The 12808-nt window shown below is 71.2% G+C and carries 11 protein-coding genes; 2 read left to right on the top strand and 9 right to left on the bottom strand.

Annotated elements, in window-relative coordinates; translation table 11 throughout:
• Window positions 1-4 precede the first annotated feature (4 nt).
• Window positions 5-1165 carry a sialidase family protein gene (locus AQJ27_RS18660; RefSeq protein ID WP_235613491.1) on the top strand — a complete coding sequence of 387 codons (1161 nt, stop codon included), beginning with the start codon at window positions 5-7 and terminating at the stop codon, window positions 1163-1165.
• Here AQJ27_RS18660 and AQJ27_RS18655 read toward each other — a convergent pair.
• The 6 genes from AQJ27_RS18655 to AQJ27_RS18630 all read right to left on the bottom strand — a co-directional run bounded on the left by AQJ27_RS18655 (window position 1158) and on the right by AQJ27_RS18630 (window position 8795).
• On the bottom strand, window positions 1158-2132 hold the full coding sequence (locus AQJ27_RS18655; RefSeq protein WP_067369865.1) for an LLM class flavin-dependent oxidoreductase: 975 nt from the start codon (window positions 2130-2132) through the stop codon (window positions 1158-1160). The two genes, AQJ27_RS18660 and AQJ27_RS18655, sit on opposite strands and share 8 nt — an antisense overlap.
• A gap of 95 nt (window positions 2133-2227) precedes the next feature.
• Entirely contained in the window at window positions 2228-3163 is a 936-nt protein-coding gene (locus AQJ27_RS18650) for a dihydrodipicolinate synthase family protein (protein ID WP_067369862.1), read from the bottom strand.
• Window positions 3164-3182: 19 nt separating this feature from the next.
• Complete coding sequence (locus AQJ27_RS18645) at window positions 3183-4232, bottom strand: oligopeptide/dipeptide ABC transporter ATP-binding protein (protein WP_067369859.1); 1050 nt, start codon at window positions 4230-4232, stop codon at window positions 3183-3185.
• Window positions 4229-6205, bottom strand: a complete 1977-nt coding sequence (locus tag AQJ27_RS18640) for a dipeptide/oligopeptide/nickel ABC transporter permease/ATP-binding protein (protein ID WP_096239748.1) — start codon at window positions 6203-6205, stop codon at window positions 4229-4231. The genes AQJ27_RS18645 and AQJ27_RS18640 overlap by 4 nt, the downstream gene beginning before the upstream one ends.
• Window positions 6202-7161, bottom strand: coding sequence for an ABC transporter permease (locus AQJ27_RS18635; protein ID WP_060896480.1), 960 nt, complete (start codon window positions 7159-7161; stop codon window positions 6202-6204). The genes AQJ27_RS18640 and AQJ27_RS18635 overlap by 4 nt, the downstream gene beginning before the upstream one ends.
• Before the next feature lie 5 nt (window positions 7162-7166).
• Window positions 7167-8795 carry an ABC transporter substrate-binding protein gene (locus AQJ27_RS18630; protein ID WP_067369856.1) on the bottom strand — a complete coding sequence of 543 codons (1629 nt, stop codon included), beginning with the start codon at window positions 8793-8795 and terminating at the stop codon, window positions 7167-7169.
• Between the two features lie 210 nt (window positions 8796-9005).
• Between AQJ27_RS18630 and AQJ27_RS18625 the strand changes: the two genes are divergently transcribed.
• A complete protein-coding gene (locus AQJ27_RS18625; RefSeq protein ID WP_235613470.1) occupies window positions 9006-9755 on the top strand; it encodes a FadR/GntR family transcriptional regulator in 750 nt (249 codons plus the stop codon).
• Between the two features lie 36 nt (window positions 9756-9791).
• Here AQJ27_RS18625 and AQJ27_RS18620 read toward each other — a convergent pair whose 3' ends face one another.
• The 3 genes from AQJ27_RS18620 to AQJ27_RS18610 all read right to left on the bottom strand — a co-directional run bounded on the left by AQJ27_RS18620 (window position 9792) and on the right by AQJ27_RS18610 (window position 12774).
• A complete protein-coding gene (locus tag AQJ27_RS18620; RefSeq protein WP_067369853.1) occupies window positions 9792-10913 on the bottom strand; it encodes a hypothetical protein in 1122 nt (373 codons plus the stop codon).
• 101 nt (window positions 10914-11014) lie between these two features.
• Window positions 11015-11863, bottom strand: coding sequence for an ABC transporter permease (locus tag AQJ27_RS18615; RefSeq protein ID WP_067369850.1), 849 nt, complete (start codon window positions 11861-11863; stop codon window positions 11015-11017).
• Window positions 11860-12774, bottom strand: a complete 915-nt coding sequence (locus AQJ27_RS18610) for an ATP-binding cassette domain-containing protein (RefSeq protein WP_067369847.1) — start codon at window positions 12772-12774, stop codon at window positions 11860-11862. Before AQJ27_RS18610 ends, AQJ27_RS18615 begins: the two co-directional genes overlap by 4 nt.
• Window positions 12775-12808: the final 34 nt, after the last annotated feature.

Genomic DNA, 12808 nt, shown 5'->3' with positions numbered 1-12808 from the left:
CGGCCTGCTCGCCTCCGGCGTCGGCGTCGAGTCCGCCGCCCCCGGTTCCCGTGCCGACTGCGCCTCCTCCGTGCCGTACACCGCGGGCGAGGGCGGCTACGACACCTACCGCATCCCGGCGGTCGTCACCACCCGCGCGGGCACGGTGCTCGCCTTCGCCGAGGGGCGGCACGACGGCGCGGGCGACAGCGGCCACATCGACGTCGTCCTCAGACGCTCCTTCGACGGCGGCTGTACGTGGGATGCGCCGCGGGTCGTCGCGGCGGGGGCCGGGGACACCCGGGGCAACCCGGCGCCCGTCGTGGACCCGCGCACCGGCCGGATCGTCCTGGTCACCTCCTACAGCAGCGGCGCGGTGACCGAGGCGCGGATCATGCGGGGCGAGGTCGCGGCGCGCCAGGGCCGCCGCGTCTTCGTCCAGACGAGCCGCGACGACGGCCTGCGCTTCTCCGCTCCCCGGGACATCACGGCCGAGGTGAAGCCGCCGGGCTGGCGCTGGTACGCGACGGGCCCCGGCCATGCGATCGCCCTCCGCCACGGCCCGCACGCCGGTCGTCTGGTCGTCCCCGCCAACCACTCCGCCGCCCCGCCCGCGGGCTCGGCCGACACCGGCCGGGAAGCCAAGTACTACGGGGCGCACGCGATCTACTCCGACGACGGCGGCCGTACCTGGCACCTGGGCTTCACCGACCGCACCTACGACGGCCGGGTCGACGCCAACGAGAGCGGCGCGGCCGAACTCCCCGACGGACGCCTGTACTTCAGCGCCCGCGACGAGGGCGGCACCACCCCCGGCAACCGACTGGACACCTACTCCAGCGACGGCGGCGAGACCCTGGACCGCCCCTACGCGATCCAGCCCACCCTGGACGACGTCCCCGTCGTCCAGGGCAGCGTCCTCCAACTCCGGGGCGCCCATGCCCCCTTGCTCTTCTCGGCCCCTTCCGTACCCACCGCCCGCCGCGCGATGACCATCTGGCGCAGCACGGACGACGGCAAAACCTTCACCAGGGCGACGACCCTCTCCTCCGCACCCGCCGCCTACTCGGACCTGGTCGACCTTGGAACCGACCGGGTCGGGATCCTGTACGAGACGGGCTCGACACGGCCGTACGACAGGATCGAGTTCCGCCGTCTGCGCCGGCCGGGTCCGCCCGTCAGGTGAACGCGGGCAGGACCTCGCGCTCGAACAGGCGCAGGCTCGACCAGGCCAGCTCCATCGGCATTCCGCCGCACAGGGGGTGGAACTGGGTGAAGGGCCGCGGTGAGGACTTCAGTTCCGCCACGAACCGCTCGGGTGTCAGGACCCGGTACTGGCCGCTCTCCCGCAGCTCGTCGGCGCCGGTGACGGAGTGGAAGGGGGCGGCGAGGTCGTCCTGGGCCTGCCAGGCCCCGTAGGCGTTCGTCTCGTGGAGGAAGAACGGCGCCATCTGCTCCCACCCCTTGTCGGGGTCCTCGGCGAGCGCCACGACCTGGTTCCTGCCGATCGGGCTTGGGCCGGGGTCGGGCCGGCCGAGCATCAGTACCTCGTCCCGGTAGTACTCCCACACCTCGGACACGGAGGGGATGAAGCCGTCGGCGATACGGGCGGCCCGGCGCGCGGCCGGTTCGGTGCTGCCGCCGAGCGAGACGCTCGGGCCTCCCGGCCGAAACGGCGCGGGCGTGAGGCGTACGGTGCGGCCCCGGTAGGTGAACTCCTCGCCGGTGAACGCCGCCTTCAGGGTGGTGACCACCTCGGTCACCCGTTTCGCCCGCTCGTTCATCGGCACGCCGAACAGGGCGAACTCCTCGTGCACATAGCCGCCCGCGACGACCAGGTCGACGCGCCCCCTGCTCAGGTTGTCGAGCACGATCATTTCCTCGGCGAGCAGCAGCGGATCGTGGAACGGGGCGATCAGCGCGGCGACGAGGAAGCGGACGTTCGTCGTCCGTGCCGCCATCGCCGCGAGCATCGGGATCGGGGCGGGCAGGTAGCCGTCCGGTGAGCCGTGGTGTTCGGAGACGGTGATCCGCGCGCAGCCCAGACGGTCGGCCCACTCGGCCATGTCCAGGGCGGCCGCGTAGCGATCGGCCGTGGTGGTTCCGGCCTGCTCCGGATTGCGGAAGTCGAATCGAAGCGCGAAGGCTGTCACCGGACAAGAGTATGATTCTGATATTTCAGAACGCAATACTCGTGAAGTGAAAATGAGATTCTCACTTCCAGGGCTGTTCTCTTCCAGGGCGTGTTCTAGAGCAGGCCCGCTCCCGCCAGGTACTTCCCCACCCGCTCGACCTCCGCCTCCGACAGCGGCACCTGCGGCTCCGCCGTGGCCGGACAGGCGATGACGCCCCGCAGGTGCAGTGCCGCCTTGAACGCCCCGAGCGCCGACGAACCCCCGCCCATCCGGGCCGGGTCCCCCACCCCGACCATCCCGAACAGCCCGCACAGCCGCTCCTGTTCGGCCCGCGCCCGCTCCCAGTCGCCCCCTCGGCAGAGCCGGTCGAGCCGTACGTACCCGTGCGGGTCGACGTTGGCGAGACCCGGCACGGCCCCGTCCGCCCCGAGGGCGAGCGCGGAGTCGACGACGAGTTCGGACCCGGTGAGAGTGGTGAAGCCGGCGATGTCGGGCTGGGCGCGGGCGCCCGTGACGACGGCGCGGAAGGCGGCGAGGTCGCCGCTGGAGTCCTTGAGGCCGCTCAGCACACCCTCCGCGGCGAGGGACAGGACCAGCTCCGGGTCCAGCTTGGTGTGGACGGACACCGGGATGTCGTAGGCGAAGACGGGCACGGACGAACGGGCGGCGACCAGGCGGAAGTGGCGTGCGATCTCCGCCGGATGGGTGCGGGCGTAGAAGGGTGCGGTCGCAACGATCGCGTCCGCGCCCGCCGCCGTCACATACGCCACATGGTCCAGCACCCTCGGCGTGGTCATGTCGATCACCCCGGCCAGCACGGGGAGCCGGCCGGCCACATGGGCGACCACCGTCTCCACCACCAGCCGCCGCTGGGCGTCCGTCAGGAACGCCGCCTCCGAGGACGAGCCAAGGACGAACAGGCCGTCGACGCCCCCGTCCACCAGGTGGTCCACGAGCCTGATGAGCGAGGGGACGTCCACCTCGCGGTCCGGTGTCAGGGGCGTGCAGACGGGCGGAACGACACCGGTCAGCGGGGTGGGGATCGGCATGAAGACTCCCTCGGGACGATCAAGGCTGCTGCTGGGCGGGGATGTCGGCCACGGCGGGCGCCGCGGACACGGCCTGGGCCACCAGGTCGCGCGTCGACTGGTCCTCCTGCACAGGATGGTGGCACCGGAAGTGGTGGTCCGGCGTCGACGCGGCCGTGAAGTCCGGCATCACGCTCACGCACTCCCCGTCGGCCTTCCAGCAGCGGGTGCGGAACGGGCAGCCGGTCGGCGGGTGCGTGGCCGAGGGCACCGGGCCCACCAGCGGGATCGGGTCGATCGGGTCCAGGAGGCCGGGCGTGGCGGAGAAGAGGGCCCGGGTGTACGGGTGCCGGGCGCGGTCGGTGACCCGGGCGGCCGGGGACTCCTCCACGATCCGGCCGAGGTACATCGTGATCACCCGGTCGCTCATCCTCCGTACCGTCTGGATGTCGTGCGAGACGAAGACCAGGGCCAGGTCCAGGCGCTCCTTCAGGTCCAGCAGGAGGTTGAGGATCTGGGCGCGGACCGAGACGTCCAGCGCGCTCGTCGGTTCGTCCGCCACCACCAGGTCCGGGTCCAGGGCCAGGGCGCGCGCGATGGCCACCCGCTGGCGCTGGCCGCCGGACAGCTGGCCGGGCAGGGCGTCCGCCAGGGCGCGGGGGAGGCCCACCAGGGACATCAGCTCCCGCACCCGGTCGTCCCGTTCCCGTGCCGTGCCGCGCCGGTGCACGTCCAGGGGGTCCCGCAGGATCCGGCGTACGGGCAGACGGCGGTTCAGGGCCGTCGACGGGTCCTGGAAGACCATGCCCGTGCTGCCGCCGACGGACGCTCGTCGCTCGGCGGGCTTCATCGACCAGAGGTCACGGTCACGGAAGCGCACGGTGCCGGACGTCGGCCGCTGGACGCCCACCAGCACCTTCGCCAGCGTCGACTTCCCGCACCCGGACTCGCCGACGACGCCGACCGTCTCGCCGGGCGCGATGGTGAGGTCGGCGCCGGTCAGGGCGTACACCCGGTCGCGCGTGAACAGGCCGCCGGAGCGGGCCTTGTGGACGACATGGGCGTCGGAGAGGGTGATGAGCGCGTTCACTGGACGGCCTCGCTCTGCGTGGTGATCAGATCGACCGCGGGGTGATGGCACGCGGCCGTGTGCGTCCGGGTGCCCAGCAGGTCGGGCGCCGTCGTCCGGCACACCTCGCTCGCCAGCGGACAGCGGTCGGCGAACCGGCAGCCCGCCGGGAAGTCGGCGGGTGCGGGCACGACCCCCTTGATCTGCGTCATCCGTTCGGCCGCGGACTCCAGGGACAGGACGCTGCCGAGCAGGCCGCGCGTGTAGTGGTGGGCCGGCGCCTCCACCAGGTCCGCCGTCACGCCCGTCTCCACGATCTGCCCGCCGTACATCACCACCACCCGGTCCGTGACGTCCGCGACGAGTGCCAGGTCGTGCGAGACGAGGATCAGCGCGAAGCCCAGCTCTTCCCGCAGCTTCAGCAGCAGGGTGATGATCTGCGCCTGGACCGTCACGTCCAGTGCCGTGGTCGGCTCGTCCGCCACGATCAGCTTCGGGCCCCGGGACAGGGCCATCGCGATCAGGACACGCTGACGCTGGCCGCCGGAGAGCTCGTGGGGGTAGCTGCGCAGGGTGCGCTCGGGGTCGAGACCGACCAGAGCGAGCAGCTCCGCGGGGGTCTGTCTCCCGCCCCGGCGCACCAACTGCTTCAGCTGCGCCCTGATCGTCATCGCCGGGTTCAGGGACGACAGCGCGTCCTGGTAGACCATCGCCATCTCGTGGCCCAGCAGACGCCGCCGTACGCGCATCGGTTCGCCCACCAACTGACGTCGGTCGAAACGGACCTGGCCCCGGACCCGGGCCCCCTTCGGTTCCAGGCCCATCACCGCGAGCGCCGTCAGCGACTTGCCGCAGCCCGACTCGCCGACCAGGCCCAGGACCTCACCGGGGTGCACGTCGAAGCCGATGCCGTCGACGATGTCCACCCCGCCGTGCCGGGCGTCGAAGCCGATGGCGAGGTTCTCCACGGAGAGGACGGGCCGGCCGGTGGGCAGGGGGCGGGCCCGGGAGCGCAGGCGCGCGGCGGCCTGCGTCAGACCGGGCAGTTCGAGGACCTCTCCGCTGCCGGGCTCGGGCGCCTCCAGCCGGTCACCGGCGGTCGCCGCCGCCACCTCCCGCGCCACGGGCGCCGCCCACGCGTCCGAGACGCCCTCGGAGAGGATGTTCAGCGACAGTACGGTGATCAGTATCAGCAGACCCGGGAAGACCGTCGCCCACCAACCGCCGGTCAGCACCATGTTCTTGCCGTCCGCGATGACACTTCCCCAGGACGGGTCGGGCGGCCGGACGCCCGCGCCGATGAAGGACAGCGAGGCCTCGAAGACGATGGCCTCGGCGACCTGGACCGTGCAGAACACCAGCACCGGGGCGGCGCAGTTGACGGCCACGTGGCGCAGCACGATGTGCGGGGTGCGGGCGCCGATCACCCGTTCCGCCGTCACGTAGTCCTCGCCGTACTGGTCGAGGACGTTCGCGCGGACGACCCTGGCCACCGACGGGGTGAACAGGAAAGCGATCGCGCAGATCAGCACCGTGATGCCGCCGCCGAAGACCGCGACCAGGACGGCGGCCAGCGCGATGCCGGGGAACGCCATCACGACGTCCAGGCAGCGCATCAGCGTCTCGTCGACGGCCCCCCGGGAGGTCGCGGCGATCGCGCCGAGGAGCGCGCCGACGACGAGGGCGAGCGAGGTGGCGCCCAGGCCGATCGCGAGGGACCAGCGGGCGCCGTACATCAGCCGGCTCAGGATGTCCCGGCCGAGGCTGTCCTGCCCCATCCAGTGACTGCCGGAAGGGGCGCCGGTGCCGTCGACCTGCGGTTGCTGGTCGAGTGGGTCGTGCGGGGCGAGCAGCGGCGCGAACACGGCCAGCAGGACCACGAGCGTGAGGAAGCCGAGGGCGATCCGGGAGAGGACGGGCAGGCGTCGCAGCCGGATGCCGGGCCGGGCGAGGCCCTCGGTGAGCCGTCGGCGGGAGAGTGGGGGGATCGTCACGTGGCATCCCTCAGTCGCGGATTGACCAGCAGATACAGGATGTCGATGGCGAGGTTCACGACCACGAACCCGGTGGCCGTGGTCAGGACGACGCCCTGGACGACCGCCGGGTCGCCGTTCTTCACGGCGTCGATCATCAGCTTGCCCATGCCGGGGAGCGAGAAGATCGTCTCGATGACGACCGCGCCGCCGAGCAGATAGCCGACGCGCAGACCGAGCACGGTCAGCGGGTTGATCAGCGCGTTGCGGAGCACATTGCGGCCGACCACGACCACCGGCGGCAGTCCGCTGCCGATCGCCGTCCGGACGTAGTCCTTGTCCAGTTCCTCGACCACGGCCGTGCGCACGATCCGGGTGAGCTGGGCGGCGACCGGGAGGGAGAGCGCGAAGGCGGGGAGCGTCATCGTCTTCAGCCAGCCGCTCAGCGAGTCCCCGGGGTTGATGTATCCGCCGGTCGGGAACCAGCCCCGGTCCACGGCCAGGTACTGGATCATCAGCAGCGCCAGCCAGAAGCCGGGCGCCGCGACCCCGGTCAGCGACACGACCCGGATGACCTGGTCGGGCAGCCGGTCGCGGTGGATCGCGGCGGTGACCCCGCCGAGCAGCGCGAGCACGACCGCGATGGCGAGGCCGAGGAAGGTGAGCTGGAGGGTGAGCGGCAGCGCGGTGGTGACCTGGTCGACGACGGGCGCCCGGGTCAGCGCGCTGGTGCCCAGGTCGCCGTGGAGCAGATCGCCGATGAAGTGGACGTATCGCACCGGGAGGGGGTCGAGCAGGCCGTTCTGCTGCCGGAAGTCGTGCAGTTGCCGCGGAGTGGGGTTGGCACCCTGGAAGAACGCGGACGCCGGGTCGACGTCCGAGAACCGCATCACCAGGAACACGAACAGCACGATGCCGAGCATCAGCGGCACGAGCAGGGCGACACGGCGGGCCAGGATGCGGACGATGGCCGTCATCTACGTCAGGCCCACTTGGCCTGGAGGAGGTTGATGCCCGGATAGGGCTGGGCCCTGATCCCCGTGAGCTTCCTGGGGTCCCAGGCCGTCATCAGCTCGTTGTGCACGACCGGGTAGAGCACGGCCTGTTCGGCGACGACGTCGATGTAGTCCTGGATCATCGTCTTCTTCTTGTCGGCGTCCGGCTCCCGGGTCGCCCGGTCCATGTCCTTGAAGAGCTGCTTGGCGACCGGGTCGCCCGCCCACCGGGCGTACTGCATCCACAGGTTCTCGGGGCCGTAGTTGTAGTGCATGATCAGATCGGCGTCGAGGCCGAACTGGTTGGGGTTCGAGGCGGCGGCCACCACCTGGTAGTCCTGCTTCTGGTCCATCTTCGTGAAGACGGCCGTCGTCTCCTGCGGCGAGAGCGTGGTCTCGACGCCGATCGCGTCCCAGGACGCCTTGATGGTCGGCAGGCAGTCGACGATCCAGCTGACGTTCACGGACAGGATCTCGATCTTCAGCCCGGAGACCCCGGCGGCCTTCAGGAGCTGCTTGGCCTTCTGCGGGTCGTACCCGTACACGGTCTTCGCCGGCCGGTAGACCGGGTTCCCCTCGTTGAGGAACGAGCTCGACGGCTTGCCGTGTCCGTGGAGGGCGACCTCGACCATCTTGCCGGTGTCGATGGCGTAGTGCAGGGCCTGGCGTACCCGTACGTCGTCGAAGGGCTTGTGCTTGGTGTTGAACATCAGGAAGAGGTTGTTCATCCCCGCGCCGCCCTCGACGGTCATGCCGCCCTTCCTCAGCTGCTCGATGTTGGCGTACGGGATGTTGTCGGCGATCTGGGCCCCGGCGCTCGCGCCGGAGATCTTCGCGACGCGCGGCGCCGCGTCCACGATCGTCAGCCAGTTCATCTTCTTGAAGGCCGGCTTGCGCGGGCCGTTGTAGGCGGCGAACGCCTCGAAGGTGGTGTTCGACTTGGGGTGGTGGGCGGTCTGCCGGTACGGCCCCGAGCCCACCGCCTTCCCCTTGATCGCGTCGTCCCAGGCACCGGGCCGGGAGAACACGTGCTTGGGCATGATCTTCGCGAGCGTGAGCCGCGCGATGCCTTCCGGGAAGGGGAACTTCAGCACCAGTTCGACGTTCGACGCGTCGATCTTCCGGACCTCCTTCAGCCAGCTCGCGAAGAAGCCCTTGCCGAGGGTCTGCGTCTTCGGGTCGAGGATCCGGTCGAAGACGAAGACCACGTCGTCGGCGGTGACGGGCTTCCCGTCGTGGAAGGTGGCCCCGGCCCGCAGCGTGAACTTCCAGGACGTACCGCTGAGATCGCCCGGCACCTGGGTCGCGAGCGCCGCGTACGGCTCGCGCGAGATCGGGTCCGTGTCCAGCAGCCCCTCGTAGATGTGGCTGTTGGCCGCCATGGCGAAGGCGGACGCCGTCTGCGTCGGGTCCCAGCTGCCGTCGTTCCCGTAGCCGATGACGGCGGTGAGCGTCGCGTCCTTGCCACCCTTCCCGCCGCCGGTGTCATTGGTGGACTGCGGCCCGGACGAACAGGCCGCCAGCGAGGAGGAGAGGGCCCCGGCCACGCCGAGGGCGCCGGAGTACTTCAGGAAACGTCGGCGGTGCAGCGCCGAGTGGTCGGTCACGTCGCGCACGGTTCCTCCAGGGAGAGGCGGGAGATACGACGTCCTACGTCATGGTGGGCAGCGTGACCATAAGAGGGCCCGTGAGGGCGGTCAAGGGATCGCACACGAATGGCGTATCTTCCAGAGGTGCGACCAATGAAGCCCTGAAACACGGGTAGTTGGTGCTGAATCCGCCCGGAGGTGGGACGTCGGATGTCCAGTGAGCGTACGATGCGGCGCATGTCTGAGGAGACCGGGAACCGGCGCCGGCCCGAGCGCAGGTCCGAGCGTCGGGTGAGCAGTCAGATCCAGAGCGAGGTCATGCAGCTGATCCTCGACCGCAGGCTCCAGGCGGGCGCCCCGCTACCCACCGAGACCGAGCTGATGCAGGACCTCGGCGTCAGCCGCAACTCCGTGCGCGAGGCCCTCAAGGCCCTGCAGGCCCTCGACATAGTCGACATCCGGCACGGCTACGGCACCTACGTGGGCGAGGCCTCCCTGACCCCCTTCGTCGACGGCCTCACCTTCCGCACGCTCGCCCAGCCCGACGACAAGAACGAGACCGGGGCGCTGGCGGAGATCCTCCAGGTACGGGAGGTGCTGGAGGAGGGGCTGATACGCCGGGTCGCGGCCGTGCTCACCGAGCCGGAGCTCGACCGCCTCGAAGCCGTCGTGGCCGAGATGGAGGAGGCGGGCCGCTCAGGGCGCCCTTTCCCCGAACTCGACCGCGAGTTCCACGAGTTGCTGTACGCCTCGCTCGGCAACGCACTCGTGCCCCAGCTCCTCGGCGCCTTCTGGACCGTTTTCAGCAGGGTCGCCGGCATACGCGGCTGGACCGACGACCCGTCCCCCGAACTGACCGTCCGCCGCCACCGCGACATCGTCACCGCTCTGCGCGCCCGCGACGTGGAGGCCGCCCAACGCGCGATGGCCGACCACTTCCGCGGCATCGAGGCGAGGGCGGCCCAGGAGTCCAGGGGCGTGGGCTGACACGGGGTCCTGTCCGGCAGCGGGTCCTGTGCGCCTCTAGACGCCGGCCAGGCGCCACACCTGGAGTTCCTTCGTGTCCTCGGCGATCGTGTACCAGCTGCCGTCGCCCAGGGTGTTCGGCACGCCGGATGTCGGGAAGGGGTAGGTGACCTCGCCGAGCAGCCGCATGTCCCGTACGTCGACCAGCCAGTGCCGCCCCGCCCCGTACTCCTCGTCGGCCTCGGTGGTGCCCGCGATGACGGTGTGTTCGTCGAGGAAGCCGCCGTAGTAGTCCCAGTGCGCCTCGGGCTCGTCGTCGTCCGGGTCCAGGGCGGGGTGATCGGGTATGACCTCCTCCGCGTCCAGCTCCGACACCACCGAGCCGTCCTCGACCCGGTGCAGGGACAGGAGCTCCTGGTAGTGGGTCACGGTCAGGAAGTGCTCGCCCGACGGGCTCACGGCGAGCAGACACCGGTCGTCGTCGATCCGTTCGACGGAGAGCCGCTCGCCGTCCCAGCGGCCCCACAGCAGCGGCGCCCCGTCCTGCCCCTCGCCGACGCTCAGTCCCATCTGTCCGGGGTCCGGGTGCGACACGTGCCCCGAACCGGCGGCCACGGTCTGGGTGTCCGCCTGCCCGAGGACCGTGCCGTCCGTGGCGTCCAGCACCAGCCACTCCTCGATCACGTCCGGATCCCCGCCCCCCGCCGCGAGCGGCCCGCGCACATGAGCCCACACGAGCTTGCCGTCCGCGGAGAAGACCACCGAGCCGCTGTCGGCGTACCGGTGCCCGCGACCGGCCGCGCTCCCACCGCTCTCGCCGTACTCCTCGAACGAGGCGTGCATCTCCCGGCAGCTCCCCTCCCAGCAGCCGTGCCGCACCTCCCACAGGGTGGCGCCCCGCCGGTCCACCGCCCGCACCGCGTGCACGCCCGCGAAGACGGCGACGTCCAGCCCCGGCGACACGGTGCACGTCCCGAAGCGGCGCGGCCACGGCAACGGGAACCGGGCCACCGACGCCTCCCCCGCGAGCGCCGCGGCCAGGTCGTACGCGGCGAGCTGGGTGTCGTCGCTCTGGAGGATCAGCGTCCGGCCGGGCAGGCACCGCTCTCCTGGGAAACCGGCCGTGGCCGACTCCAGCGGGCCTGCGAGCGTGGTGACGAGACGGGCGCTCGCGGACATGGTTCCTCCAGTGCGCGTGATGCCGTACGGCGTTGTGTGCGTGGGGTGCACAGTACGGCCGCCCACTGACAACCACGGACGCGGCCGTCCCGTACGACCTCTCACACGTCCCGGCGGTCCACCGCCACCACGACGATCACCGCCGACACCACCGCCCACGCCCCCAGCACCACCCAACTGCCCGTCACCGTCGCCCCGTAGCGCGGGACCCGGGTGAAGGGATCCTGGCCGTAGGCGATGCCGGTCAGCCGCGTCCAGGCGTTGACGGGCATGGCGTGCCGCACGGCGGCCGTCCAGCGGTAGCGGTCGGTGATGAAGCCGGGGACGAGAAGCAGGACGGCGGTGACGGCGACCATCGTGCTCGCGCTGTGTCGGATCAGGGCCCCCAAAGCCATGCCCGCCAGCGCGCAGACCGGGGCGAGCAGCGCGGAGGCGACGACCACGCGCAGGGCACCGAAGTGGGTGATCGACACGGCGGCGTGACGGGTGGTGAGGATCGCCTGCGTCGAGGCGAAGGAGGCAGTCGCGACGAACGCGCCGTACAGCGTCATGACCGCCGTCACCACCACGACCTTCGCCGCCATCAGGGCACGCCGGTCCGGGACGGCCGCGAGGGTCGTACGGATCAGGCCCGTCGAGTACTCCCCGACGACCGTGATCGCGCCGATGCTCGCCGCCGCGAGGATCAGGATCAGCGCCGACCCGTTGGTGAAGGCGTCTCGCAAGGCCAACTCCCATGCGATGGAGCGCATTTGGGGGTTGTAACGCGGATAGTCGTGCGTGTGCACCCGCGCCGCGTTGGCGTTGAAGCCGATGACGGCGAGGGCGCCCGCGCCGAGCGCCCAGTAGGTCGAGCGCAGGGAACGGAGTTTGATCCACTCGGCGGCGAGAAGATCGGTGAACCGTGCGGCGGGGGGTGCGGGAGCGGGGGTGAGGGCGAGAGTGGTCATCGGGCGTCTCCGGCGAGGAACTCGGTGCTCTCGGCGGTCAGTTCCATGAAGGCGGCCTCCAGGGACGCGGCCTGCGGGGTCAGTTCCTCGAGCAGGATCCGGTGGTGGAGGGCGAGTTCACCGATGCGGGCCGCGCTCAGGCCCGTCACCTTGAGGGTCCGGTCGTCGTACGGAGCCACCGCCGCGCCCTCCTCGGACAGCACGGCCGTGAGCTGCGCGAGGTCCGGCGTCCGCACGGTCACCGTCGGCCGGGTGCCGCGCGCCGCGAACGCGGCCACGCTCTCCGCGGCGATCAGCTCACCCCTGCCGATGACGATCAGCTCGTCCGCGGTGTGCTCCATCTCGGACATCAGATGGCTGGAGACGAAGACGGTACGCCCCTCGGCCGCGAGCCCGCGAAACAGCTCCCGCACCCACAACACACCTTCCGGATCGAGCCCGTTGAGGGGTTCGTCGAAGAGCAGCACCGGAGGTTCGCCGAGCAGCGCGGTGGCGATGCCCAGCCGCTGCCGCATGCCCAGCGAGAATCCGTCTACCCGGCGCCGCGCCGCCGCCCCCGCGAGTCCCACCTCCTCCAGCACCTCGTCCACCCGGCTCCGGGGGATGCGATTGCTCCGCGCCAGCGCCTCCAGATGGGCCCGCGCGCTGCGCCCGCCGTGGACGTCGCCCGCGTCGAGCAGCGCGCCCACGTGCCGCAGCCCACGCGGATGACGCCGGAACGGCTGTCCGCCGATCGTCGCGCTCCCGCCGGTCGGGCCGATCAGCCCGAGCAGCATGCGCAACGTCGTCGTCTTGCCCGCGCCGTTCGGGCCGAGGAACCCGGTGACGTGCCCCGGGCGCACCTGGAACGTCAGGTTCCGTACGGCGGTGGTGTCGCCGTACCGTTTGGTCAGTTCGTTGACTTCGATCACACGGACCACCGTCTCGTCGGCGCCCCGCCGCGCG

Source organism: Streptomyces olivochromogenes (assembly GCF_001514115.1).
GTDB lineage: Bacteria > Actinomycetota > Actinomycetes > Streptomycetales > Streptomycetaceae > Streptomyces > Streptomyces olivochromogenes.
The sequence above is the reverse complement of the archived record's forward strand: the minus strand, read 5'-3'. Positions and strand labels throughout refer to the sequence as shown.

What these genes read in the sequence shown, in the direction of transcription:
- AQJ27_RS18615 (WP_067369850.1), bottom strand. Translation starts at nt 11,863, where the DNA reads ATGACCACTCTCGCCCTCACCCCCGCTCCCGCACCCCCCGCCGCACGG.
- AQJ27_RS18620 (WP_067369853.1), bottom strand. Translation starts at nt 10,913, where the DNA reads ATGTCCGCGAGCGCCCGTCTCGTCACCACGCTCGCAGGCCCGCTGGAG.
- AQJ27_RS18650 (WP_067369862.1), bottom strand. Translation starts at nt 3,163, where the DNA reads ATGCCGATCCCCACCCCGCTGACCGGTGTCGTTCCGCCCGTCTGCACG.
- AQJ27_RS18635 (WP_060896480.1), bottom strand. Translation starts at nt 7,161, where the DNA reads ATGACGGCCATCGTCCGCATCCTGGCCCGCCGTGTCGCCCTGCTCGTG.
- AQJ27_RS18625 (WP_235613470.1), top strand. Translation starts at nt 9,006, where the DNA reads ATGTCTGAGGAGACCGGGAACCGGCGCCGGCCCGAGCGCAGGTCCGAG.